Origin of the sequence: Herbaspirillum sp. NPDC101396 (genome assembly GCF_044767365.1) — a bacterium.
In the GTDB taxonomy this organism is placed as follows: domain Bacteria; phylum Pseudomonadota; class Gammaproteobacteria; order Burkholderiales; family Burkholderiaceae_D; genus Herbaspirillum.
Genome location: NZ_JBIWNT010000001.1, coordinates 17,831 through 41,791, shown reverse-complemented (window position 1 = coordinate 41,791; position 23,961 = coordinate 17,831). Strand labels below are relative to the sequence as shown.

The 23,961-nt window shown below is 56.8% G+C and carries 23 protein-coding genes; 5 read left to right on the top strand and 18 right to left on the bottom strand.

Annotation, left to right across the window (positions count from 1 at the left end; genetic code table 11):
* Position 1: 1 nt before the first annotated feature.
* The 3 genes from sdhD to ACIROY_RS00205 all read right to left on the bottom strand — a co-directional run bounded on the left by sdhD (position 2) and on the right by ACIROY_RS00205 (position 1,708).
* Entirely contained in the window at positions 2-367 is a 366-nt protein-coding gene (gene sdhD, locus ACIROY_RS00215; protein ID WP_029363159.1) for a succinate dehydrogenase, hydrophobic membrane anchor protein, read from the bottom strand.
* A 2-nt stretch (positions 368-369) separates the two neighbouring features.
* Positions 370-780: a succinate dehydrogenase, cytochrome b556 subunit gene (gene sdhC, locus ACIROY_RS00210; RefSeq protein WP_116435631.1), complete on the bottom strand. Its 411-nt coding sequence runs from the start codon at positions 778-780 to the stop codon at positions 370-372.
* Between the two features lie 142 nt (positions 781-922).
* On the bottom strand, positions 923-1,708 hold the full coding sequence (locus ACIROY_RS00205) for a GntR family transcriptional regulator (protein WP_402338855.1): 786 nt from the start codon (positions 1,706-1,708) through the stop codon (positions 923-925).
* 417 nt (positions 1,709-2,125) lie between these two features.
* On the opposite strand from ACIROY_RS00205, the gene ACIROY_RS00200 reads away from it, so the two are divergent.
* The 5 genes from ACIROY_RS00200 to ACIROY_RS00180 all read left to right on the top strand — a co-directional run bounded on the left by ACIROY_RS00200 (position 2,126) and on the right by ACIROY_RS00180 (position 8,975).
* The gene (locus ACIROY_RS00200; protein ID WP_050477250.1) at positions 2,126-3,115 is read left to right on the top strand and encodes a malate dehydrogenase; all 990 of its coding nucleotides are present in this window, start codon (positions 2,126-2,128) and stop codon (positions 3,113-3,115) included.
* A 68-nt stretch (positions 3,116-3,183) separates the two neighbouring features.
* Positions 3,184-4,203, top strand: coding sequence for an HpcH/HpaI aldolase/citrate lyase family protein (locus ACIROY_RS00195; RefSeq protein ID WP_402338853.1), 1,020 nt, complete (start codon positions 3,184-3,186; stop codon positions 4,201-4,203).
* A gap of 17 nt (positions 4,204-4,220) precedes the next feature.
* A complete protein-coding gene (locus ACIROY_RS00190; protein WP_402272336.1) occupies positions 4,221-4,739 on the top strand; it encodes a hypothetical protein in 519 nt (172 codons plus the stop codon).
* A 136-nt stretch (positions 4,740-4,875) separates the two neighbouring features.
* Positions 4,876-7,569: an aconitate hydratase AcnA gene (gene acnA, locus ACIROY_RS00185; protein ID WP_402272338.1), complete on the top strand. Its 2,694-nt coding sequence runs from the start codon at positions 4,876-4,878 to the stop codon at positions 7,567-7,569.
* 179 nt (positions 7,570-7,748) lie between these two features.
* On the top strand, positions 7,749-8,975 hold the full coding sequence (locus ACIROY_RS00180; protein WP_402272341.1) for a DUF2863 family protein: 1,227 nt from the start codon (positions 7,749-7,751) through the stop codon (positions 8,973-8,975).
* A 155-nt stretch (positions 8,976-9,130) separates the two neighbouring features.
* Here ACIROY_RS00180 and ACIROY_RS00175 read toward each other — a convergent pair whose 3' ends face one another.
* The 15 genes from ACIROY_RS00175 to ACIROY_RS00105 all read right to left on the bottom strand — a co-directional run bounded on the left by ACIROY_RS00175 (position 9,131) and on the right by ACIROY_RS00105 (position 23,905).
* On the bottom strand, positions 9,131-9,637 hold the full coding sequence (locus ACIROY_RS00175) for a chemotaxis protein CheW (RefSeq protein ID WP_016832990.1): 507 nt from the start codon (positions 9,635-9,637) through the stop codon (positions 9,131-9,133).
* A gap of 21 nt (positions 9,638-9,658) precedes the next feature.
* Positions 9,659-11,788, bottom strand: a complete 2,130-nt coding sequence (gene cheA / locus ACIROY_RS00170; RefSeq protein ID WP_402338851.1) for a chemotaxis protein CheA — start codon at positions 11,786-11,788, stop codon at positions 9,659-9,661.
* Between the two features lie 55 nt (positions 11,789-11,843).
* Positions 11,844-12,209 (bottom strand): response regulator, encoded by a 366-nt coding sequence (locus tag ACIROY_RS00165; protein WP_183378214.1) that lies wholly within the window; start codon positions 12,207-12,209, stop codon positions 11,844-11,846.
* A 150-nt stretch (positions 12,210-12,359) separates the two neighbouring features.
* Complete coding sequence (locus ACIROY_RS00160) at positions 12,360-12,914, bottom strand: chemotaxis protein (protein WP_402272345.1); 555 nt, start codon at positions 12,912-12,914, stop codon at positions 12,360-12,362.
* Between the two features lie 43 nt (positions 12,915-12,957).
* A complete protein-coding gene (gene motB, locus ACIROY_RS00155) occupies positions 12,958-13,887 on the bottom strand; it encodes a flagellar motor protein MotB (RefSeq protein ID WP_402272347.1) in 930 nt (309 codons plus the stop codon).
* 33 nt (positions 13,888-13,920) lie between these two features.
* Complete coding sequence (gene motA / locus ACIROY_RS00150; protein ID WP_050477258.1) at positions 13,921-14,781, bottom strand: flagellar motor stator protein MotA; 861 nt, start codon at positions 14,779-14,781, stop codon at positions 13,921-13,923.
* Positions 14,782-14,956: 175 nt separating this feature from the next.
* The gene (locus tag ACIROY_RS00145; protein WP_402338850.1) at positions 14,957-15,733 is read right to left on the bottom strand and encodes a class I SAM-dependent methyltransferase; all 777 of its coding nucleotides are present in this window, start codon (positions 15,731-15,733) and stop codon (positions 14,957-14,959) included.
* A 65-nt stretch (positions 15,734-15,798) separates the two neighbouring features.
* Positions 15,799-16,401, bottom strand: coding sequence for a flagellar transcriptional regulator FlhC (gene flhC, locus ACIROY_RS00140; protein WP_402272352.1), 603 nt, complete (start codon positions 16,399-16,401; stop codon positions 15,799-15,801).
* A gap of 127 nt (positions 16,402-16,528) precedes the next feature.
* Positions 16,529-16,846 carry a flagellar transcriptional regulator FlhD gene (gene flhD / locus ACIROY_RS00135; protein WP_007876449.1) on the bottom strand — a complete coding sequence of 106 codons (318 nt, stop codon included), beginning with the start codon at positions 16,844-16,846 and terminating at the stop codon, positions 16,529-16,531.
* A 471-nt stretch (positions 16,847-17,317) separates the two neighbouring features.
* Complete coding sequence (locus tag ACIROY_RS00130; RefSeq protein WP_402338848.1) at positions 17,318-18,496, bottom strand: cystathionine beta-lyase; 1,179 nt, start codon at positions 18,494-18,496, stop codon at positions 17,318-17,320.
* Positions 18,497-18,569: 73 nt separating this feature from the next.
* On the bottom strand, positions 18,570-19,025 hold the full coding sequence (locus ACIROY_RS00125; protein WP_402338846.1) for a hypothetical protein: 456 nt from the start codon (positions 19,023-19,025) through the stop codon (positions 18,570-18,572).
* Entirely contained in the window at positions 19,022-20,398 is a 1,377-nt protein-coding gene (gene rimO / locus ACIROY_RS00120) for a 30S ribosomal protein S12 methylthiotransferase RimO (RefSeq protein ID WP_402272359.1), read from the bottom strand. The genes ACIROY_RS00125 and rimO overlap by 4 nt, the downstream gene beginning before the upstream one ends.
* Positions 20,399-20,506: 108 nt before the next feature.
* Entirely contained in the window at positions 20,507-21,064 is a 558-nt protein-coding gene (gene phaR, locus ACIROY_RS00115; RefSeq protein WP_402272361.1) for a polyhydroxyalkanoate synthesis repressor PhaR, read from the bottom strand.
* Between the two features lie 172 nt (positions 21,065-21,236).
* On the bottom strand, positions 21,237-21,977 hold the full coding sequence (locus ACIROY_RS00110; protein ID WP_402272364.1) for a 3-ketoacyl-ACP reductase: 741 nt from the start codon (positions 21,975-21,977) through the stop codon (positions 21,237-21,239).
* A 188-nt stretch (positions 21,978-22,165) separates the two neighbouring features.
* Positions 22,166-23,905 (bottom strand): PHA/PHB synthase family protein, encoded by a 1,740-nt coding sequence (locus ACIROY_RS00105; RefSeq protein WP_402338844.1) that lies wholly within the window; start codon positions 23,903-23,905, stop codon positions 22,166-22,168.
* Positions 23,906-23,961: the final 56 nt, after the last annotated feature.

Below are 23,961 nucleotides of genomic sequence, written 5' to 3'. Positions count from 1 at the left end.
ATTACACTCTCCACAAAATCTGTGCCGCCCATCCGGCGCACACAACCAGCCACAGGATCGTGGCAACTTGCAAGACCAGGCGCACAGCGACCGGCTTGACGTAATCCATCCAGATATCACGCACGCCAATCCAGGCGTGGTAGAACAAGGCCATGAAGGCTGCGAACGTCGCCATCTTGAACCACTGATGCGAGAACATCGCCGCCCAGCCGTCGTAAGAAAAACCGCTGGAAGTCAGGAAGCACACCAGCAGAACGACGGTGTACAACGCCATGACGACGGCGGTGGCGCGTTGCGCCAGCCAGTCGCGCATGCCGTAATGAGCGCCCACGACGAGGCGCTTTGATCCAATATTATTGTTTGCCATTTTTAGAATGCTCCGAACAGTTTCAACGCCACCACGATCATCAGTGCGATGCTGACGACCAACACCCCGGCCGACGATTTGCGCGCGCTATCCTTGTCCAGACCGATGTGGTTGTCCATGATCAGGTGACGGATGCCGGCACAGAAGTGATGAAGGTATGCCCAGGACAGGGCGAGGACGACAAGCTTGACGAACCAGTTGGAGGCAAAGCCCTTCAGGTACTCGAAGGTGCCTTCGGAGAGCAGACTGTTATCCAGCAAATACAGGATGAACGGCAGCATCAGGAACAGGAACAGACCACTGACACGGTGCATGATCGACACCAGCGCAGCCAGCGGCATACGGTAGCCAGCAATTTGGGTAATATTAATGTTACGAAATTGTGGCCGTGGTGGTTTAGCGGCTTCAGACATAACAAGGTTCTCCTCAGATTTAAAACAATCCCGCAATTTTCGCCGATTTCATGAACCTTCACCAACACTTATTCTGCTTCGCAGCAAATTAGGCATTTCAAAGTCGACGAACGGATGCGAGCAAAGGACATCCCCTGCAGGTTTAATTCAGCTCGCTCTGGTAGTGATGATTCAACGTCAAATACAAGCCGCGTCGCATCTCCACCGGCTTGTCGCCATAGGTAAAGGAAGCGCGGTCCACACTCAACAAAGGCGTTTGGGGCGGAACCCCCAGCAATTCCGCAGACTCCGGATCCGCCCCCACGGCACGAATCTGCTCTTCAGCGCGAATCATGCGTGTCCCGAATTCGGTTTCAAACAGGCCGTACAGCGGCCCTTTGTATTCCATCAGACGTTCCGCGGTCAGCCCTTTGAAAATAAGGCCGGGCAACCAGATTTCTTCAAGTATGGTCGGAACGCCGTTAAATGATTTTACCCGTTTGATGAAGATCACGGAGTCGCCCGACTTGATGTCGAGCTGACGCGCCACTTCGGCCGGCGCGCGCACGCGCTTGACTTCGATGATCTTGTTCTCGGCGCGTTGCGGACCGTCCGTATCGGCGGTCAGTCGCAGGAAACGAAATTGCGCATGCGTTTCATGATGGGTGGCAACAAACGTACCCTTCCCTTGCCGCCGCACCACCAGGTTTTCAGCAGCCAGTTCGTCGATCGCCTTGCGCACGGTCCCTTGGCTCACCTTGAAACGGTTGCCGAGTTCGACTTCGCTGGGGATCAGTTCGCCCGGCTTCCACTCGCCTGATTCCAGACGCTGTGTGATCAAAGCCTTGATTTGCTGATAGAGGGGACTGAAGGTAGGAGCTGCTCCGGCAACACTGGTGCCCACGCTTTGCGAGTCGCTGTTGTTCAGATTGGGCAGGCTGGAGCTCATAATCCCAAATTGGACCACAAAAACCCTGCTTGCGTCCAGCAAAAAGTATTTAATAAGATGTCTTATATAAGACATAAGATAGCGATTGACAGACCACAACGGCAGGCCTACACTCGCGGGCATATTCAGAGACGAACCGTTTTTTGGACCGCACTTGTGTCGCACTTTGCAGGTCCGCGCAATTTACCCCGCATCGGTTCGCCATCGAAACGGCAAAACAACTGACTGCCTGCGCTTTCGACGGTATGATTACAGTCTCTTGAAAGAATACGAAGTAATTGCCGGTGTCTTACCGAGACCGGCGAGGAGTTGGGAAGCACTTCCAGGACTTGTTTCAGCGCGTTTGCGGCATGTTTTGCGAGCGCCTCCCGACTCCGGCAGTATTGAACGCTTTCTATCACCACTTTGGAGATTCACATGGCTAAAGCCCCCAAGCGTGTTGCCGTCACTGGCGCCGCCGGTCAAATCGGTTACTCCCTCCTCTTCCGCATTGCTAACGGCGACCTGCTCGGCAAAGACCAGCCAGTGATCCTGCAATTGCTGGAAATCCCAGACGAAAAAGCACAAAAAGCCCTGAAGGGCGTCATCATGGAAATCGATGACTGTGCATTCCCGTTGCTGGCCGGCGTGACCGCGCACAGCGACCCGATGACCGCATTCAAGGATGCCGACATCGCCCTGCTGGTTGGCGCCCGCCCACGTGGCCCAGGCATGGAACGCAAGGACCTGCTGGAAGCCAACGCACAAATCTTCACCGTGCAAGGCAAGGCGCTGGACGCAGTTGCTTCGCGCGACGTCAAGGTTCTGGTCGTCGGCAACCCAGCCAACACCAACGCTTACATCGCCATGAAGTCGGCACCAAATCTGCCGGCCAAGAACTTCACCGCCATGCTGCGCCTGGACCACAATCGCGCGCTGTCGCAAGTTGCGGCCAAGATCGGCCAACCGGTTTCGGCCATCGAAAAACTGTGCGTCTGGGGCAACCACTCGCCAACCATGTACGCCGACTACCGTTTCGCGACGGCAGACGGCAAGGCCGTCAAGGATCTGATCAACGATCAGGTCTGGAACAAGGACACCTTCCTGCCGACAGTCGGCAAGCGCGGCGCAGCGATCATCGAAGCGCGCGGCCTGTCTTCGGCAGCATCGGCAGCCAACGCAGCGATCGATCACGTGCATGACTGGATCCTGGGCACCAACGGCAAGTGGACCACCATGGGTGTTCCATCGGACGGTTCCTACGGCATCCCTGAAGGCACCATGTTCGGCTTCCCGGTCACAACCGAGAACGGCGAATACAAGATCGTCCAAGGTCTCGAAATCGACGAATTCTCGCAAGAGCGCATCAACATCACGCTCAAGGAATTGTCGGAAGAGCGCGAAGGCGTCAAACACCTGGTCGGCTAATTGACCAGCGCGCGGCGGGCTCTCACAGCCGCCGCGTAAATTTTGCATACATTCGGAATTCAGCAGCAATGCATCCCACCCAGGTCTTGTTCCCAGGCACCCGACAACCGGTCTCTCTACCGGTCTGCGACCATTACGCCGGCTCCGAAAAGCTGATGCGCAAGTCGATCGCCCTGCAACAAGAACTCGGCCCGGTTTTTGATATCACCCTCGACTGCGAAGACGGCGCCAGCGCCGGCAACGAAGCCGAGCACGCACAACTGGTTGGCGCCTTGATCGCCGGCGATGACAATCGCTTTGGCCGCATCGGCGCCCGCGTGCATGACGTGACCAGCCCCTTTTTCGAACAAGACGTTGCGACGATCTGCGCTACCGCTGCGCCGCAACTGGCTTACCTGATGCTGCCCAAGGCAGACGGTCTGGCCGATGTGCAACGCGCCATCGCCACCATCTCCCGCTACACCAGCGAAGCCGGCCGCCGCACGCCGCCGCTGCACGTGCTGATCGAGACTCACGGCGCCCTGGAAGACGTGCACCAGATCGCAGCGTTGCCGCAGGTTGAATCGCTGTCCTTCGGCGTGATGGATTTTGTGTCGGCGCACTATGGCGCCATCCCGGCTGCGGCGATGCGCTCGCCCGGCCAGTTCACGCACCCGCTGGTGGCGCGCGCCAAACTGGAAATTTCCGCCGCCTGCCACGCGCACGGCAAAGTGCCGTCGCATAACGTCACCACCGAGATCCAGGATGCGGCGATAGTCACCGGCGACGCCGGCCGCGCGGCGCAAGAATTCGGCTATACCCGGATGTGGAGCATCCATCCGAACCAGATCAAGGCGATCGTGCAAACACTCTCCCCCGCCGACGACGAAATCGGCGAAGCGGCACAAATCCTGCTTAAAGCCAGGGACGTGCAATGGGGCCCGATACAGCACGGCGGCACACTGCATGACCGTGCAAGCTACCGTTATTACTGGAGTATCCTGCAGCGCGGCCATGCCGGCGGCGCTGTTTTGCCTGTGGAAGTCGCAGCCTGGTTTGCAGAAACCGGCACGACCGCTGCACCGATTTCAACCACCCTGCAACATTGAACATTAACTGACGCACGATGAAAAAATATCTGACCGCCCTGACCCTCGCAAGCGCCCTCTTCGCCGTCGGCATGCCGTCTGCATTCGCCGAGACCGGTGCGCCTGCAGCAACCGCCACCAAGAAAAAGCCAACCAAGAAAAAAGAAGCGCATCCCAAAGCTGCTTCCGTAGCCGCCAAGCCTGCTGAAAAAATGGCGCTCTCTTCGGACGCGGAAGATGACGAAAACGAGCCGGAAATCGGCGGCACCAAGTCGGCCGACTTCAACTGCGAAATGGGCAACAAGCTGACCATCTACAAGAACGACGACGATGACAAGCACATCGCCATCCGCTGGAACAAGCGCATCAACCGCCTGACCCGCGTGACCACCACCACCGGCGCCAACCGCTTCGAAAACCGCAAGGTCGGCCTGGTTTGGATCGGCATCCCGGCCAAGGGCATCCTGCTGGACTCCAAGAAGGGTCAACAGCTGGCGAACGAATGCAAGAACGTAGAACCGGCAACTGCAGAAGCGCCGGCAGCCCCGAAAAGCTAAGCAGCAAACGAGTAACAGGATTCAACACGAATTCAGCACGAATTGAGCAGCAAAGCAGTCCCGTATTTGCAACGAAACCAAACTTCGTAGCGCTAACAAAGTATTTACACCATCCGTAATCTAAGGAGAAGAGGCCATGTCCCGCAACACATTGAACACCCTAAAGGAATTCAGCATTTCCGGTTCCAAGAAAGGCAAGTTCTACTCACTGCCCGCCCTGGAAAAGAAACTCGGGATCAACATCTCCCGTCTGCCAGTGTCGATCCGTATCGTGCTGGAATCCGTCCTGCGTAACTGCGACGGTCAGAAGGTGACTGAAGAGCACGTCAAGCAATTGGCAAGCTGGAGCGCCAAGGGCGCCCGCGTCGATGAAATCCCGTTCGTGGTTGCACGCGTGGTGCTGCAGGACTTCACCGGCGTTCCTCTGCTGGCCGACTTGGCCGCGATGCGTAACGTCGCCAAGAAGCTGGGCAAGAACCCGAAGAACATTGAACCGCTGGTTCCGGTGGATCTGGTTGTCGACCACTCGGTACAGATCGATCACTACCGCGAAAAGAAAGCGCTCGACCTGAACATGAAGCTGGAGTTCGAGCGCAACAACGAGCGCTACCAGTTCATGAAATGGGGCATGCAGGCATTCGACACCTTTGGCGTCGTGCCTCCGGGCTTCGGTATCGTCCACCAGGTCAATCTGGAATACCTCGCACGCGGCGTGCACAACAAGACCGGTGTCTACTACCCTGACACGCTGGTCGGTACTGACTCGCACACCACCATGATCAACGGCATCGGCGTAGTCGGCTGGGGCGTCGGCGGCATCGAGGCGGAAGCCGGCATGCTGGGCCAACCGGTGTACTTCCTGACACCAGACGTGGTCGGCGTGAACCTGACCGGCGCGCTGCGCGAAGGCTGCACCGCAACCGATCTGGTTCTGACCATCACCGAACTGCTGCGCAAGACCAAGGTTGTGGGCAAGTTCGTCGAATTCTTCGGCGAAGGCACCAAGTCGCTGTCGCTGACCGACCGCGCCACCATCGCCAACATGGCGCCTGAATACGGCGCCACCATGGGCTTCTTCCCGGTCGACGAAGCAACCATCGACTACTTCAAGGGCACCGGCCGCACCAAGGCGGAAATCGACGCGTTCGAATCCTACTTCAAGGCACAGAACCTGTTCGGCGTTCCAAAGGCAGGCGACATCGATTACACCAACGAAGTGTCGCTGGATCTGGGCACCGTGGCACCGTCGCTGGCTGGTCCTAAGCGTCCGCAAGACCGTATCGAAATCGGCAACGTCAAGTCGACTTTCGCTGACCTGTTTGCCAAGCCTGTCGCGGAAAACGGCTTCAACAAGAAGATCGAAGATCTGACGAAGACCTACACCAACGCCGACGGCGTCGATGTCAAGAACGGCGACGTGCTGATCGCTGCGATCACATCGTGCACCAACACATCGAACCCAAGCGTGCTGCTGGCAGCAGGCCTGCTGGCCAAGAAGGCTGTTGAAGCCGGCCTGAAGGTTGCTCCGCACATCAAGACGTCGCTGGCCCCTGGATCGCGTGTCGTGACCAAGTACCTGGAAGCGGCCGGCCTGTTGGGCTACCTGGAAAAACTGGGCTTTGGCGTGACTGCTTACGGTTGCACCACTTGCATCGGCAACGCCGGCGACCTGACACCGGCAATGAACGAAGCGATCGTCAAGAACGACATCGTGGCTTCCGCCGTGCTGTCCGGCAACCGTAACTTCGAAGCGCGTATCCACGCGAACATCCGCTCGAACTTCCTGGCCTCGCCTCCGCTGGTCGTGGCTTACGCCATCGCCGGCAACATGAACGTCGACCTGATGACACAGCCGGTCGGCAAGGGCAAGGGCGGCAAGGAAATCTTCCTGGGCGACATCTGGCCGACTTCGCAAGAAATCGAAAAGCTGTTGAAGTTCGCCATGAACGCCAAGGTGTTCAAAGAGAACTACGCCGACGTCAAGGGTGCTCCAGGCAAGCTGTGGGAAGCCATCAAGGGCGTGGCTGCCGGTCAGGTCTACAACTGGCCGACGTCGACTTACATCGCAGAACCACCGTTCTTCGAAAACTTCACCGAAGTGCCGACAGCAGCAGCAACCGGCATCACCGGCGCACGCGCGCTGGGCGTATTCGGCGACTCGATCACGACCGACCACATCTCCCCGGCCGGTTCGATCAAGGACTCCAGCCCGGCAGGCAAGTGGCTGCAAGCCAACGGTGTGTTGAAGGCAGACTTCAACTCGTACGGCTCGCGCCGCGGCAACCATGAAATCATGATGCGCGGCACGTTCGCCAATGTACGTATCAAGAACCTGATGGTACCAGGCGTTGAAGGCGGCGTGACTGTTCACCAACCGACCGGCGAACAAATGGCGATCTATGATGCAGCCATGAAGTACGTCAACGACGGCGTGCCAACCATGGTGTTCGGTGGTGAAGAGTACGGTACAGGCTCCTCGCGCGACTGGGCTGCCAAGGGCACCCAACTGCTGGGCGTGAAGGCGGTGATCACTCGCTCCTTCGAACGTATCCACCGCTCGAACCTGGTCGGCATGGGCGTGCTGCCGCTGCAATTCATCGGCAGCGACAGCGTTCAGACTCTGGGCATCACAGGCGAAGAAACGTTCGACCTGAAGGGCCTGGAAGGCGAAATCAAGCCACAGCAAGAAGCTACCCTGGTGATCCATCGCAAGAACGGTGAAACCAAGGAAGTCAAACTGCTGCTGCGCATCGATACGCCGATCGAAGTGGACTACTACAAGCACGGCGGCATCCTGCCGTTCGTTCTGCGCCAACTGCTGGCAGCTTGATCAGCCTCCCGCAATAAAAAACGCCGGTTTCGACCGGCGTTTTTTTATGCGCGCAGCAAGGCAAGCTGTGTGGCACATATGACGATGTTGACGAGTCGACATGCCGGTCAGCAATACCCGGGCCGATGTCGAATCAACTACAATAGACATTCTCATCATTTGATTGTCAATATTTCATCATGCGCCGCCCCGCCAAACGTTCGTCCTCCAGGTTGTCCGCTGAAAGCCAGCGCCTGGTCAATTCATCACAAGCGGTCGCCGGCTCCACCAGTCGTCTCGAAGAACGAGCCTGGGAACGCACCCTCGATCTGCAATTGCACAAGCAGCTGAAAAGCAATCACCAGGGCATGATCGACGCCGCCCTCGATCACCTGTTCAAATCCGACTTGGACGGCTACGACGTCTTGGTGGAAGCGGTCGAAGCCAACAGCGAAGCCTGCGCACTCGATTACGACGGCAAGGTCTACAGCGTGCAGTTGCTGGCGCTGCCGGTGCTGGCCTGGACGCGTTTCAGCATCGCTTCCGGCAACCTGCCCACCGACGTGCGCAACGGTTTGTTCGCCCACCTCCATGCCCACGTGCTGGCCGACAACGTGCATCTGGCGCTGGCGCCGGCCTTGTACGCGATTGAACAGCTGCCGCGCCACCATGCCGATGTCTTCGCACTGGCGCAGCGCATGGGTCAGTCCGCGCTCAAGCAGAGTACGCCGCAGCTGTCGCTGGAACAAACGCCGACCGCGCCCTTCCTGGCCGATACACGTTATCTGATCGCCGCAGTCGCCGTACCGACCGGCGCGCCGATTTTTCGCTGGCAGATGGATGAACATGGCTCGGTCGTGCACGAGAGGGAAACCGCATTCAAGGCCTGGACCACCCAGGCGACGCCGCTGCTGACCCGCTTCCTGCCGGGCTGCAACGTTGAGCTGCTTCTACCGCAGCCGTATTACTTCGCTTGCCGCGAAGCGGATAAACGCATCCGCCCCGCCGCCATTCGCGCCGCCGATCATTACCTGACCCAGACGCTGGGTCTGGCTTCGTCTGAGCTGCACGCCAACATCGGCAGTTTTTGCGAGAACATCAACGGCCAGATAGACGAGTACCGCGTCGGCTTCAGCCTCGGCAACGATGACGGCGTTGTATACGGCATCGTGTGGCCGCTGTACGAACAGGAAGATGGCGATGAAGTGCGTGACCTGTCTGCGCCGGACAGTGCGCTCACGCCGATGGAACAGATCCTCGCTGTATTGCGCGAGTGCGGCATCGTGCAGATCAAGCTGCACGAGGAACGCTATACGATGGAGTTCTGCGACGATTGCGGTACGCCGTTGTTCCCGGCGCCCGATGGTGATTTGGTGCATGCCGAAATGCCGGAAGACGTACCGGCATCGACTGAACACTTCCACTAAGCCGCGTTTTCAGCCTGCCGGCAAGTGTCCAGAATGCTTGCCAGCTTGCCGGCACTCGCGTCCACCGCTACTATCACAATCCAAAAAAGAAAACGGGCGCCTGCCGCAGAGCCATGCGGCAGGCGCCCGTTCCCGGACTTGGTGCGTGAAGCGGCTTAAGCGGCCAGCTTCTCGATCAGCCCCATGTCGGCGCTGGACATCAGCTTATCGATGTCGACCAGAATCAGCATGCGCTCATCCAGGGTACCCAGGCCAATCAGGTAGTCGGAGTCGAAAGTCGTGCCCATTTCCGGCGCCGGCTTGATTTGCTCAGGCGACAAGGTGATCACATCGGACACGCTGTCCACAACCATGCCGACCACGCGACCGGAAATGTTCAGGATGATCACGACGGTGAATTGATCGTAAGTCGGTTCGCCGAGCTGGAACTTGATGCGCATGTCGACGATCGGGACAATGATGCCGCGCAGATTGACGACGCCCTTGATGAATTCCGGCGAATTGGCGATACGGGTCACGGCTTCGTAGCCGCGGATTTCCTGAACTTTCAGGATGTCGATGCCGTATTCTTCCTTGCCGAGCGTGAAGGCCAGGAACTCATTCCCGGCGCTGTCGGATTTCTCGCCGAAGCCGGAAATATTTTTCGAAATGGTGTCAGACATGATAATGGCCCTTATAAAAAATCAGGAAAATACAGATTCGTCGCTCAATTGCCGGCTTGATCGTAACAAAGCGGCAACGTCGATAATCAAGGCTACGCCTCCGTCACCCAGAATAGTAGCACCAGAAATCCCTGCAACCTTACGATAATTGGATTCCAGGTTCTTGACAACAATTTGCTGCTGGCCGATCAGATCATCGACGAACAATGCAGCTTTCTTGCCATCCGATTCCAGGATTACCACCAGTCCCTGCGACGGATCGGTGAATGTCGGCTCGATATTGAAAATTTGATACAGCGGAATCAGCGGCAGATATTCACCACGAACTTTGATGACCTTGCCTTGCCCGCTGATTTCCTTGACGTCCTGCGTCGCCGGTTGCAGCGACTCGACCACATAGCCGAGCGGCAGGATATAAATCTCGTGACCGATCCGGATCGACATCCCGTCGAGGATCGCCAGCGTCAGCGGCAGCGAAATCGAAATCGTCGTGCCGAAACCCTTGCTGGAGCGAATATCGACCGCACCGCCCATGGCCAGGATGTTGCGCTTGACGACGTCCATGCCGACGCCGCGGCCGGACACATCGGTGACCTGCTCCGCAGTCGAGAAGCCCGGCTCGAAAATCAATTGCCAGACATCTCCGTCGCTAAGGCTGTCGGACACCGCCATGCCTTGCTGCTTGGCCTTGGCCAGAATCTTGTCGCGATTGAGACCGCCGCCGTCGTCGGTGACTTCAATGATGATGTTGCCGCCCTGGTGTTCGGCCGACAGCGATAGCGTGCCGTAATCGGCCTTGCCTGCCGCCAGACGCGTCTCGGGAATTTCGATGCCGTGATCGACACTGTTGCGCACCAGATGGGTAAGCGGATCAACAATGCGCTCGATCAGGCCCTTGTCCAGTTCCGTCGCGGCGCCATGGGTAACGAATTCGACACGCTTGCCGAGTTTGGCGGCCAGATCGCGCACCATGCGCGGGAAACGCGAGAACACGTAATCCATCGGCATCATGCGGATCGACATGACCGATTCCTGCAAGTCGCGCGTATTGCGGGTCAGCTGGCTGACGCTGTTGAGCAGATGTTCATACAGCATCGGATCCAGTGAGCCGGTGCGCTGCTCAATCATGGCCTGCGTGATCACCAACTCACCCACCAGGTTGATCAACTGATCGACTTTTTCGATGCCGACACGGATCGACTGCGATTCATGCACGGCCGCAGGCTTCTCGCCCTTGGCTTTCTTTTCGCCGCCTTCGGTCACCGTCAGGGCTGGCGGCTCGTCGTCGGCGTGCGCTGCGGCTTCTGCCGCCTGCTTGGCTTGTTCGATCTCGCCTTGCGGCACGAACGGTTCAAAGAAACCATAGCCGCGTTCTTTATCCGTTGCATTCACCGGCACGAATGGCGCGAAGAAGCCATAGCCGCGCTCTTCATCGGTGGCATCCTGCGGTACGAACGGTGCGAAGAAACCGTAGCCCTGCTCCTCTTCCTTGGAACGTCCGGCGACCGCCTGCGAAATCTTCAGATCATCCGTGTTCACCAGGAAGGAACAGATTTCGACGATGCTGTCGGCGCCCTTGGCAGTATCCAGAATGAACACGCTGTGACCGTCTTCAGCATCGGCTTTTTCAATCTTTCCGAGCAGGCCGAGTTCCTGTTGCAAGGCCTCGATGTCGCGCTCGGCCAACTTGGGCAACTCAATGCGATAGCGGCTCACGCCTCCGGGGCCGACCAGCGGCGCCGAGCTCTTGACTTTCTTGCCGGCGCCTTCAGACAGCGACTGCAACAGCTTGCGCACATCGGCGGCCGCATTCAGATCAACGGTCGCGCCATGGCGATGGCCGTCCAGCATGGATTTGATAACGTCTTTAGCGGCCAGGAAAGCGTCGACGTGCTGACTCGTCAACGCCATTTCATGCTGGCGGATGCGGTCTAGCAGCGACTCCAGCACGTGGGTCACTTCGGTAATGTCGTTCAGGCCGAATGTGGCCGAACCGCCTTTGATGGAATGCGCGGCGCGGAAGATCGCGTTCAGATCTTCGTCGTCGGGATCCGACACATTAACGGCCAGCAGGAGCTTTTCCATTTCGGCGAGGCCTTCCTCCGCCTCGTCGAAAAACACCTGGAAAAACTGGCTCATATCAATGGTCATGATTGGGCTCCGTCATGGATGCTGTAGGTCTGTCTTTTATCGTTGATTATTGACACTAGCCAATGACTTTTTTAACTACTTCGGTCAGACGCTGCGGATCGAACGGCTTCACCAGCCAGCCATTGGCGCCGGCAGCCTTGCCCTTTGCCTTCATTTCGTCGCTGAACTCGGTGGTCAGCATCAAAATAGGCACGCGCTGATAACTCGTCAGCCCACGCAGGGAACGGATCAGGGTCAGACCATCCATGCGCGGCATGTTCTGATCGGTCAGCACCAGGTCGAAAGTCTGCAACTTCGCCTTGTCCAGCGCATCTTGCCCGTCCACCGCTTCGGTGACTTGATAGCCGGCTGCTTTCAGGCTGAACACCACCATCTGGCGCAATGACCCCGAGTCGTCTACCGCAAGAATTGTTTTAGACATCATTACTCCCTGTTCTTCATTTGCGGCTGTGAGTTGTTCAAACTCATTATGCCGCATCCATTATCAAAAAATTACTATCGTGCGACTGATTCAGTCCATCTTCAGATCACCGAAGAGCCTCGCCGAATCTGCATATTGAGGCGGCTTCGCTTAAAACAATTCGATGTCGCCGCTTTCCATCCGCGTTTGCCGGACGGTTTTCCACAAACCGTTTTCAAGCGCGGTCAGGCGCTCTTCCATCGACTCCACCGTGTTCTTGAGCAGGACCTCGAGCATCTCCACCGATTGCGCGGAATCGGGAGTAATTTCAAAACTGTTCGCACTGAGCACACCCAGCGCATCGCGCAAGCCGATGACGCGGCGGACAATACGCTCCAGCAACTGGCTGGTCATGTCCTGGAACTGCAAGCCCGTCACGGCAGCATTGACGTGCACCGTAATGTCATCCTGCATGACCTTGAGGCGAGCAATATCCTCGGCGGACAATGTGCCGTTGCCGGCCATGACCACTTCAAGTTCCTTTTGCTGCGCGAGGACAGCGGTGTGCAACTCCATGAAGCTGGATCCCAGCTTCTCGATCGCTTCGCCGAGCAGGATGTTGGTCTGGACCAGATCCGTCTCGACTTCAGTCAGTTGCCTGCTTCCACCGCTAGCCGTATCGAGCAGCAAGCGCTTAAGCTCCTGCAGCATTTTGGGTGTCGACATTCGAAGCCCTCCTTTTCAATTGGGCCGGGTGTTTAAAATCCAGTTAATTCTTGGCCGGTTCGCTCAGACCGTCTTTTACTTCAGCTTCCGACGACACATCCAGTGAAGATGATCCACCATTCTGCACCAGCTCTTCCGCCTTCTTGTTCATCACGATGATACTGATGCGGCGATTGATCGGGTTGAAAGGATCTTCCTTGTCCAGCAGCACGGCGGACGACAGGCCCACCACGCGCAATACTTTCGATTCATCCATGCCGCCGGAAATCAATTCGCGACGCGACGCATTGGCGCGATCGGCGGACAACTCCCAATTACTGTAACCCTTTTCACCGCTCGAATACGGAGTGGCGTCCGTGTGTCCGGACAGGCTGATCTTGTTCGGCACGTCGTTGAGCGTCTTGCCGATCTCGCGCAGGATTTCACGCGTATAGGGCTGCAACTGGGCGCTGGCCAGCGCAAACATCGGGCGGTTCTTTTCGTCCACGATCTGAATGCGCAAGCCTTCGGATGTGATATCGATCAGCAGTTGATTCTTGAATTGCTTCAAGGTCGGGCTGCTGTCGATGGCGGTCTCGATGCGTTTTTTCAACTCATCCAGACGGGCGCGTTCGGCCTTCTCCAACTCGGCCTGGGCGGCGCGCACGCTGCGCTTGTTGGTGACATCGTTTTCACCCTTGCGCAACTGCCCTTCCTGACGGGTCAAATCCTTGCCGCCGCCGGGCAGCACGGTATTTGCGTCGCCGCTGCCGGAGCCGCCGGCCATCGCCACTTTGAGGGGAGTCTTGAAATATTCCGCGATACCATTGAGATCGCCCTTGGCGGTCGATCCCAACAGCCACATCAGCAGGAAGAACGCCATCATCGCCGTCACGAAGTCGGCGTAGGCGATCTTCCAGGCGCCGCCGTGATGTCCGCCGCCGCCCTTCTTGATGCGTTTTACAATAATGGGACGTAGCCCTTCGTCGGCCATGCCTTACTCCTGCTGATGACTGGTCATATCGGGTTACTTGCTTTTTGCCTGTTTGACGTGTTCTTCCAGTTCCAGGAAGGACGGACGTTCCGTCGAGAACAGGACCTTGCGACCGAATTCGATCGACAGGGCAGGTGCGTAACCGTTCAGGCTGGCGAGCAGAGTGACTTTGACGCATTGATAGATCTTGGTCGACTCGTGCAGCTTTTGCTCCAGCAAGCTCGACAGCGGCCCCACAAAACCGTACGCCAACAGAATACCGAGGAAGGTACCGACCAGCGCATGCGCGATCAGCATACCCAGTTCGGACGGCGGGATACCCACCGATTCCATCGTATGCACCACGCCCATCACCGCCGCAACAATACCGAACGCCGGCATGCCGTCGCCGAGCTTGGCGATGCAATGCACCGGAATTTCGCCTTCGTGGTGATGGGTTTCAATTTCGTTGTCCATCAGGTTTTCGATCTGGAACGCATCCATATTCCCCGACACCATGAGGCGCAGGTAATCGGTCATGAACTCGATCAAGTGATGGTCGGCCAGAACACCGGGATATTTGCTGAAAATCGGGCTAGACTCAGGTTCCTCGATGTCGCCTTCGATCGACATCAAGCCTTCCTTGCGCGACTTGGTCAGGATTTCAAACAGCAGCGACATCAGCTCCATATACAGAGCCTTGGTATAGGTCGAGCCTTTGAAAACAGTCGGCAATGCCTTTATCGTGGCCTTGATGGCCTTGTTGTTGTTACCGACAAGGAAAGCGCCCCCCGCTGCTCCGCCGATCATCAGCAACTCGATTGGCTGAAACAACGCCCCGAGATGCCCCCCTGCCATTGCAAATCCGCCGAAGACGGACGCCATGACGATTACATATCCAATTATGACTAACAAGTGCCTACTCCCGTCCCAGTGGCGTTCAGTGTTTTTTACCTGCAGTCAGGTTACATGCAATCCCATCAACCAAACGATGGAATACATGACCGAAAGCGGGCTTTCATTTTCAATTACGACACCAAAGATAAAAACTTGATAACGTGCGGAGAATGTAACACAGCTCTTTTTTGTTTCACATACGCCAACCATACAAAGCCGGCCCATTTTCTTTCGGATGCACGACGATATCCGGTTGCACGCCCTCAATCACGAATTCATAGCTCAGCAACAGCGTTCCCGGACGCATTTCAGCCCGCGCCTTTTGCCACAAGGCCGTCATCGCCGCCGGCGACAGATAAGCGAAAATCGCATCGTAGTCGCGAAAATCCAGGCGCGTATAGTCGCCGCGCACGAACGCGCCGCGGCTACGAGTAAGCAAGGCGCGTACCTGACTCACCAACCATGGTAACGGCGCCAGCTCGATACCGATGAAACGACTATCGCTACGCAATCTTGACAGATAGAGTACGGCGCCGCCCAGTCCGCTGCCGATATCGATCACGCGCAGAGGCTTGTCGGCCGGCAGCAAAGCCGCCACCGCATCCCAGGTTGACTGCCCGGACGGATAGAACGGCACCTGGCTGCGAAAGGTCGACCAGAACAGCAGCAATAGAAAGAGGAATACCGCGAGGAACAGCGCCGGCGGCAAATGGAAGGAATTCACCAGCACGGCGGCCGGCGGAAAGAAAAACAGGATCGGAGCCCACCAGGACGCCATGCGGCGCAGATAAGCAATACCGGCGGCCAGAGCGCCATGCAGAAAAGCAAAAGGAACGGGAGAGATGGCAACGTCGAACAGCAGTTCGACGGCCTGTCCGGCCAACAATGCCAGAACCAATGCAGCACAAAGAATGAACAACGCTTGTATTGCAGGTGCCTGCAGAACGGGTCTGCGCTGCCCCAATGTCATCTCGGCCTCCAAGCCTGCATCAAAAGCCGATTATTGTAACGCGACAGTATTCAGATTTATTCGTATCAGGCGATGGCGGCTACCAACGACGCTTCAAGCGCTGCCGCTGCTGCTGCAGCGATGGCCGGGGCGGCAATCGCGTCCTTGGCCTTCTTGGTTTTACCGGCGCGGGATGGCATGTGGCACAAGCCGCACAGGTAATCCTGATGCAGATCCAGGCGATGCACAACAAAATGACCGCGGCATTTGCTGCACGGCGTGGTCATCAGCATCTTGCTTTCGAAAAAGCGCACCAGCGTCCAGGCACGTGTCAGCGACAGGACGGACTCGTCGCCGTCGGCCACTTGGCCGGCCTGCTCGAGATACAGCTTGTAGGCCTTCATCACGGCTTCAATGCCGGAAATCTTGGCGTACTCGACCAGGTATTTATGAATATTGATGAACAGCGAGGAATGAATGTTCGGCTGCCAGGTGATAAACCAGTCTGTGGAGAACGGCAGCATGCCCTTCGGCGGCGAGACACCCTTCAGTTCCTTGTAGAGCTTGAGCAGACGCTCGCGCGACAACGAGGTTTCGGACTCCAGCAATTGAAGACGCGCCCCCAGATTGATCAACTCTATGGCCAATTGAATCTCTTGCGATTCAGTAATCACGCTTTTCTTAGCCATGAACACACCCCCGATATTTTTTAATTACAACTAAACTTCTTTGCCAACCTGACCGACGCTTAACGTCGAATCGTTCTCCCGGGTTGACCGAGTCAACCCAAACATACCACGGAGGATGATTACAGCGTCAGGAAATTTGTTCGACCGGCTGACAAGCCATCAGAATCGCTGCGTGCGATTGGGCCAGACCCTTGTCTTTGTTGTAATTGGTCAGCATGCCGAGGATTGCACCATCGTCGAAGCGGAATCGCGTCAACATCATGTTGGTGCCGGCAAGTTTCAAAATTTGTGCGTTGCTCAGACCTTGAATCATGTCTGCTATTTCGTCGCTGATACCAAGACGAAATATGGCGGTAGCCTTGTCGGATCGGATCATTTGCTGAGCCAACATCAAATAACTCAGATTTGCGTCACGAATTTCAGCCATCATGTCATTGGTATTCATTTAACCCCCAGCTCAAAATCAATTTACACCCGGTTACTTTTTCTTACCGGTAAGGCTGATTCTGAGGGGGTGTTGAAAGGCAGGAAATTAGTGGATGTCGGTATTTTTCGTCGGTTCCGACCTAAGAGACACATAGGATTTTGTCTTACAAAAACACCGCAAAGTTTCTACAAAATTCAAGATTTTTTTCCAAAACCCGCAGCCACATTGGGTTTAAAGCACAATAAAAATTTCATTTTTTAAAAAATTTCCACGAGGAAATCAAGAGGGAAATTGAATTTTTATCAATATTTTCTACTATTCAAAATCATCCTGCTTTCCTACTTTGTTGTCGCCAAACGACTACGAAAAACCGAAATAACTTCAATTTTCAGACTTTGCAACAAGAACCGTCGAGAAAACTCCTTAACTTTTACAAATACTTACCTTCAAAAAGAAATTCGGCGGCTTTGATATCAGGGCGACAAAAACCTACTTGGCAGCATGTATTGCGTCCAAGCTTTGCGCGATGTCGGCGATCAAATCTTCCGCCGACTCCAGTCCGATATTGAAGCGGACCAGCCCGCCCTTCTCCGTCCAGGTCTGGCGCATGGTCTGCATGCGATAGGGTACGCACAGACTGTGAGCGCCGCCCCAACTGAAGCCGATCTTGAACAGTCTCAGCCCGTCAACGAAACGGTCGATTTGTGCCTCGGTGAATCGCTCATCAAAAATCACCGAAAACAAGCCGCCTGCACCGGTGAAATCACGCTGCCAGATTTCATGCCCTGGGCAGCCCGGCAATGCCGGATGCAAGACCTTGATAATCTCGGGCCGCTGCTGGAGCCATGCGGCCACATTGCGCGCGGCGCCGTCGTGCGCATTGAAACGCAATCGCATCGAGGGCAAGCTGCGCAGCACCATATAGACATCGTCCATGCCCACGCCGAAACCCAGCCGCATATGCGCCAGTTCCATCTTGTGGTTGATCTCGTCGTCGCGCGTGATCACCGCGCCCATGAGGACGTCCGAACCTCCGGATTGATATTTGGTCAACGCCTGCATGACGACGTCAACACCATGATCGAAAGCACGAAACGCCAGGCCGGCCGACCAGGTATTGTCCATCGCCACTGGCACACCGCGAGCATGCGCTGCCCCGCAAATGGCCGGCACGTCGGACACTTCCATGGATACCGATCCCGGCGCTTCGGTCCAGATCAGGCGGGTGTTGTCCTGGATCAACCCGGCGATGCCGGCGCCGATCAGGGGATCGTAAAACCGTGCCGTAATGCCGAAGTCACGCTCCAGCCAGACCACCTGATCGCGGTTCGGGCCATAGACGTTATCAGGCAACAGCACGTCGTCGCCGCTCTTGAGCAAGGCGAAGTTAACCAGGGCAATTGCGGCAAGACCGCTGGGAACGACGCGACAATGACGACCGCCTTCGATCTCGGCGAGACGCGCTTCCAGTGTGAACGTGGTCGGTGTGCCGTGCAGCCCGTAGGTGTAGCCGCTTTTCTCTTTCCAGTTGCGCGCCCGCATCGCTGCGACATTGGGAAACAGCACGGTGGACGCGTGGTTGATGGCCACCGGCAATGCGCCAAAATTGTCCGGCGCGGTGTACTCGCTGTGAATCAGGCTGGTCTGAGGGGTGTATTTTTCTGCCACGAATAACCTCGAATGAATTCTTGTTGGAGAGACGCCGCGCCGCCAGGAATCATCCTGCTCGTGCCCCAGGCGTTCAGGGTGCGCCGACCTTCAGGGAAAACGGTTTGGTGACGGAGCCGTCGAGCGTGGACCAGGTCCCGCTGAGCAGACCGTTCTTGAAGCTGCCCTCCCACTGGCCGGACACGTCCTTGCCGTTATGGGACTCTTCCATCATCAGGTCGTTCTGATCGACTTCACCGGCCAACAGTATCTGCGCACCTTGGCCAAAAACAAAATAATTACCTTCCAAGCCGTCTTCATCCGCCTTCGGTTTCATGCTGAGCTGGATCCGGTCACCACCGAGTGTGCCGCGCAACACTACCGGCTTGCTCAACATGTCCTGCAGGCTACCTGGCGCCGCAGCAGTTGACGCTACTGGCGCCGTTGCCGTGGTTGCAGCTGCACCGGCTACAACTTGCTGTGCCTGAATGCAAACGGTGACACCGGACAACGCAAACACCAGCAGCAACCTTGAAACGCCTGCCATCATTGCGCCGCCGCCCACAAATCGTGTGCATCGGCAGCGGTGACAACGACATCGACGAACTCACCCACCACAAGCTTTTTATGCGGCTCGAACGGTGGTTTGACATAGACCACGCCGTCGATTTCAGGCGCATCGGCAGAGGAGCGTCCGATGCCGCCGCTGCGATCCACCTCGTCAATCAGTACGCGCAAGGTCTTTCCGACTTTCGCTTGAAGACGCTTTTTGGAAATCTCTTCCTGCAGTTGCATGACGCGCCCCCGGCGTTCTTCACGAACTTCTTCCGGCACCGGGTTGTCGAGCAGATTCGCGGTCGCGCCTTCCACAGGGGAATAGGCAAAGCAACCCAGACGGTCGATTTCGGCTTCCTTGAGGAAGTCGAGCAGGTATTCAAATTCGGCTTCGGTTTCACCGGGGAAACCGGCGATGAAGGTCGAGCGGATGGTCAGGTCCGGGCACATCTTGCGCCAGGCCTGGATGCGTTCGATATTCTTCTCACCGCTGGCCGGACGCTTCATGCGCTTGAGGACGTCGGGATGGGCGTGCTGCAGAGGCACGTCCAGGTATGGCAACACATGGCCCTGCGCCATGAACGGGATGATCTGGTCAACGTGCGGGTACGGATAGACGTAATGCAAGCGTACCCAAGCGCCGTAGCGGCTGGCCAGTTCGCCGAGCGCTTCGACCAGTTGCGTCATGTGGGTCTTGACCGGCTTGCCGTTCCAGAATCCCGTGCGGAATTTGACGTCGACGCCATAAGCGCTGGTGTCCTGCGAAATGACCAGCAACTCCTTGACGCCGGCGTTGAACAGGTTCTCGGCTTCCAGCATGATGTCCGCAATCGGGCGGGACACCAGGTCGCCGCGCATTGAAGGGATAATGCAGAAGCTGCAGCGATGATTGCAACCTTCGGAAATCTTCAGGTAAGCAAAATGCTTGGGCGTGAGCTTCACGCCTTGCGCCGGCACCAGGTCCAGGAAGGGAGCATGCGGCTTGGGCAAATGCTTGTGAACCGCCTGCATGACTTCGCCGACGGCGTGCGGGCCGGTGACTTCGAGTACCTTGGGATGGATTTTCTGGATCAGGTCGTCGCCGTCGCCGTCTTTTTTGGCGCCGAGACAGCCGGTGACGATGACTCTGCCGTTTTCACTCAGCGCCTCACCGATCGCATCCAACGACTCTTGCACGGCGGCGTCGATGAAGCCGCAGGTATTGACGATGACCAGATCGGCGCCGTCATAGGACTTGGCGGTATCGTAGCCTTCTGCGCGCAACTGCGTGAGGATTTGTTCGGAGTCCACCAGTGCCTTGGGGCAGCCGAGTGAAACGAAGCCGACCTTGGGGGCTACCTGGGGTACGACGGGAGAAGCATTGGACATGACGGATGGACTAAAAAGGTAAAAAAACGGAGTTCAGGACGAAGCCGCTATTGTACCCTTTGGCAGGCGGGGCGGCCGTAAAACGGCACACCCGCCTTGACAGAATGACTACTTCTTGGTTGGATCAGTCGGAACGAACGGGAAAGTCCCGAACATGTTCTTGGTCTGGCTCTGCATCTGCTCCTGCATCTGGACGAACAGGCTCTTGCTCTGTTCGATGTAGTTGCTCATCATGCCTTGCATCATCGGCCCCTGCACATTCATGAACTGCGCCCACATTTCCGGGCTGAACGGCTTGCCTTCATAGAAACCCTTGGAGTTTTCCGTCAGCTTGTTCTGAATGTCAATAAACGCCTGGATGTTTTTTTCCAGGTAGGAGCCCATCATGCCCTGCATGGCATGACCGTAGTAGCGAATGATCTGCGACAGCGCCGCACTGGAGAACATCGGCGCACCATGCGACTCTTCTTCCAGGATGATTTGCAGCAGAATGCTGCGCGTCAGATCGTCGCCGTTCTTGGCGTCGACGACAGCGAATTCCTCGTCGTCGAGGACCAGCTGCTTCACGTCGGTCAACGTAATGTAAGAACTTGTTTGTGTATCGTACAGGCGGCGATTTGGATATTTTTTAATTAAACGCTCGCCTGATTTTTTTGCACTTGTCATCTGAAATTCCAGTCTGTTTTCAGCTATATAAGCGGACCTGTATTTTTAGATTGAAGTCGGTCCGCTGGCGTAACGCATTATAGGCGGGAAACCACGCTTGCATACAAGTACGCAGTTTCCCGTAAATACGCGTCGAAAAACCGGAAATGCATCCCGATTCCCCGACCGATGTTTAACCCATGTGCAAGCCGCCGTTCAGCGAAAAGTCGGACCCGGTGGCGTAACCACCTTCATTCGAAGCAATCCAGGCGATGATGGAGGCGATTTCTTCCGGCTCCGCCAGACGCTTGACCGGGATGCCGGCAACGATTTTCTCCAGCACTTCGGGACGAATCGCACGCACCATGTCGGTGCCGACATAGCCGGGCGACACGGTGTTGACCGTCACGCCCTTGGTGGCGACTTCCTGCGCCAGCGCCATGGTAAAACCATGAATGCCGGCCTTCGCTGTCGAATAATTGGTCTGGCCGAACTGGCCCTTCTGACCGTTGACGGACGAAATATTGATGATGCGTCCCCAGCCGCGGTCCACCATGCCCTCGATGACCTGCTTGGTCACGTTGAACAGGGAATTCAGATTGGTGTCGATGACGGCGTCCCAGTCGGACTTGCTCATCTTGCGGAACTGACCATCGCGGGTGATGCCCGCATTGTTGACCAACACGTCGACCTCGCCGATTTCCGCCCTGACTTTGTCAAACGCTGCCTTGGTCGATTCCCAGTCGGCGACGTTGCCTTCGGACGCATGGACGTCGAATCCCTGCTCGCGCATGGAAGCCAGCCATTTGTCTTTACGGGCAGAATTGGGGCCGCAACCGGCGACTACCGTGTAGCCGTCTTTGGCCAGACGCGCGCAAATTGGGGTACCGATGCCCCCCATGCCGCCGGTCACATATGCGATACGTTTTACCATGGTCCTGCCTCCTATTTGTGTCGGGTGGATAAGTTCCGGGGATGACGATGACTGCTATTCCACGTTGCCGTGCATGCAGACATCTTTATGAAACCGCATCCCGTTCTTGCTTCTTGTTGCTTGCTGCCTCTTGTTGCTTGCTGCTTTGAATTGCTTGCTGCTTTACTGCATGTTGATCTCCGCGGATCCTATTCGGCCCTGACTTTGACGTACCTGCCCGGCGCCGGTTCAATCGCTTTGTATTTCGTATTGCCCGCCTTCTTCGGCGCGGCAACCTGCTTGCCGGCATGCGTGGAAAGGAAGTCCGACCATTCCGTCCACCAGCTGCCGGGATGTTCCACTGCGCCGGCAAACCATGCTTCGGGATCAGTCCCGATCTTGTCGTTGGTCCAGTAGCTGCGTTTCTTTTTCGCCGGCGGGTTGATCACGCCTGCGATGTGTCCTGAAGCCCCCAGCACGAAACGATTGTTTGCCGGCTTTTTGGCGTTGAGGATCGCGGTCGACGCATAGGCCGACGCCCATGGCACGATGTGGTCCTCGCGCGAAGCGTAAATGAACGCAGGCATGCTGAGCTTGTATAGATCGATCTTTTCACCGGCGATGGTCAGCTTGCCCGGTTCCTTGAGCGCGTTTTCCAGATACATGTGGCGCAGGTAATAGCAGAACATCGGCCCCGGCAAATTGGTGCTGTCGGCATTCCAGTACAGCAAATCGAATGCCTGCGGCGTTTCGCCCTTGAGATAGTTTGATTCGACGTAGTTCCACAGCAGATCGTTCGGGCGCAGACTCGAAAACGCCGAGGCGAAATCGCGCCCCGCCATCAATCCGCTCTTGCCGATCATCTGCTCGCGCATGCCGATCTGGACGTCGTCGATATACACATCGATCGCGCCGGTGTCGAGGAAATTCAGGAACGCCGTCAGCAGCGTCAGACTGGCCACCGGTTCTTCGCCACGCGCGGCGAGCACCGCCAGCGCGCACGACAGGATGGTGCCGCCGACGCAAAAACCCAGCGCGTTGATCTTGTCTTGCCCGGAAATCTCCTGCGCAACATGAATCGCGCTCACCACTGCGTCGTCGACGTATTGATCCCAGGTCGCGGTCTCCATTGAGGCATCGGCATTGCGCCAGGAAACCAGGAAGACCGTATTACCCTGCTCCACCGCATAGCGCACCAGCGAGTTCTGCGGCTGCAAATCGAGAATGTAAAACTTGTTGATGCAAGGAGGCACGATCAGCAACGGACGCGCATGCACCGTTTTGGTCAGCGGCGCGTATTGGATGAGCTGAAACAATTCGTTCTCGAACACCACAGAACCTGCTGTGGTGGCGACATCCTTGCCGACTTCAAAGGCGGTTTCATCGGTTTGCGAGACCCGGCCTTTTTGCAGGTCCGTGAACAGTTGCGCAATCCCGCGCGTCAAGCTTTCACCATGCGTGTCGATGATTTTTTGCTGCGCTTCGGGATTGGTCGCAAGGAAGTTCGCTGGCGACAATGCATCGATCATTTGCTGCACTGCAAAACGAAGTTTCTGCTTGACCTTATCGGTCGATTGGACCGCGTCGACCATGGAAGTCAGAAAGCGCGCATTGAGCTGGTAGGCCGCAGCATGAAAGGCAAAAAAAGGATTTGACTGCCATGCCGGCGCAGACATGCGGCGGTCGGTGACGGCGGGAATCTGGGAATTTGCAGCGGTCTTCCACAGGTTCGCGAACTGGTCGGCATAGTCTTGCTGCAATCGGACGACGTCGGCAGGATCAAGCGAGGCGCCGAGGGCGCCGAGCTGCTTCTGGATCGACTGCACGTCAAACTGGCCGACAGCGGGCGATTGCCATGTCTGCCACGATTGCCACGTCTTGGGATCAGATAACTGGCTTAGCCATGCTGAAACAACGGGAGGGACGCTCTGCGGGTTCTGCGTATTCATGCTCGCTTCTACAATTTTCGCGTATTGTTACGGTTTGTCGCTCAGTCTGTAAAACC

Excerpts from the sequence above, each read along its gene's own strand:
- sdhD (WP_029363159.1), bottom strand. The coding sequence starts at position 367 with ATGGCAAACAATAATATTGGATCAAAGCGCCTCGTCGTGGGCGCTCAT.
- sdhC (WP_116435631.1), bottom strand. The coding sequence starts at position 780 with ATGTCTGAAGCCGCTAAACCACCACGGCCACAATTTCGTAACATTAAT.
- ACIROY_RS00205 (WP_402338855.1), bottom strand. The coding sequence starts at position 1,708 with ATGAGCTCCAGCCTGCCCAATCTGAACAACAGCGACTCGCAAAGCGTG.
- ACIROY_RS00200 (WP_050477250.1), top strand. The coding sequence starts at position 2,126 with ATGGCTAAAGCCCCCAAGCGTGTTGCCGTCACTGGCGCCGCCGGTCAA.
- ACIROY_RS00195 (WP_402338853.1), top strand. The coding sequence starts at position 3,184 with ATGCATCCCACCCAGGTCTTGTTCCCAGGCACCCGACAACCGGTCTCT.
- ACIROY_RS00190 (WP_402272336.1), top strand. The coding sequence starts at position 4,221 with ATGAAAAAATATCTGACCGCCCTGACCCTCGCAAGCGCCCTCTTCGCC.
- acnA (WP_402272338.1), top strand. The coding sequence starts at position 4,876 with ATGTCCCGCAACACATTGAACACCCTAAAGGAATTCAGCATTTCCGGT.
- ACIROY_RS00180 (WP_402272341.1), top strand. The coding sequence starts at position 7,749 with ATGCGCCGCCCCGCCAAACGTTCGTCCTCCAGGTTGTCCGCTGAAAGC.
- ACIROY_RS00175 (WP_016832990.1), bottom strand. The coding sequence starts at position 9,637 with ATGTCTGACACCATTTCGAAAAATATTTCCGGCTTCGGCGAGAAATCC.
- cheA (WP_402338851.1), bottom strand. The coding sequence starts at position 11,788 with ATGACCATTGATATGAGCCAGTTTTTCCAGGTGTTTTTCGACGAGGCG.
- ACIROY_RS00165 (WP_183378214.1), bottom strand. The coding sequence starts at position 12,209 with ATGTCTAAAACAATTCTTGCGGTAGACGACTCGGGGTCATTGCGCCAG.
- ACIROY_RS00160 (WP_402272345.1), bottom strand. The coding sequence starts at position 12,914 with ATGTCGACACCCAAAATGCTGCAGGAGCTTAAGCGCTTGCTGCTCGAT.
- motB (WP_402272347.1), bottom strand. The coding sequence starts at position 13,887 with ATGGCCGACGAAGGGCTACGTCCCATTATTGTAAAACGCATCAAGAAG.
- ACIROY_RS00145 (WP_402338850.1), bottom strand. The coding sequence starts at position 15,733 with ATGACATTGGGGCAGCGCAGACCCGTTCTGCAGGCACCTGCAATACAA.
- flhC (WP_402272352.1), bottom strand. The coding sequence starts at position 16,401 with ATGGCTAAGAAAAGCGTGATTACTGAATCGCAAGAGATTCAATTGGCC.
- flhD (WP_007876449.1), bottom strand. The coding sequence starts at position 16,846 with ATGAATACCAATGACATGATGGCTGAAATTCGTGACGCAAATCTGAGT.
- ACIROY_RS00125 (WP_402338846.1), bottom strand. The coding sequence starts at position 19,025 with ATGATGGCAGGCGTTTCAAGGTTGCTGCTGGTGTTTGCGTTGTCCGGT.
- rimO (WP_402272359.1), bottom strand. The coding sequence starts at position 20,398 with ATGTCCAATGCTTCTCCCGTCGTACCCCAGGTAGCCCCCAAGGTCGGC.
- phaR (WP_402272361.1), bottom strand. The coding sequence starts at position 21,064 with ATGACAAGTGCAAAAAAATCAGGCGAGCGTTTAATTAAAAAATATCCA.
- ACIROY_RS00110 (WP_402272364.1), bottom strand. The coding sequence starts at position 21,977 with ATGGTAAAACGTATCGCATATGTGACCGGCGGCATGGGGGGCATCGGT.
- ACIROY_RS00105 (WP_402338844.1), bottom strand. The coding sequence starts at position 23,905 with ATGAATACGCAGAACCCGCAGAGCGTCCCTCCCGTTGTTTCAGCATGG.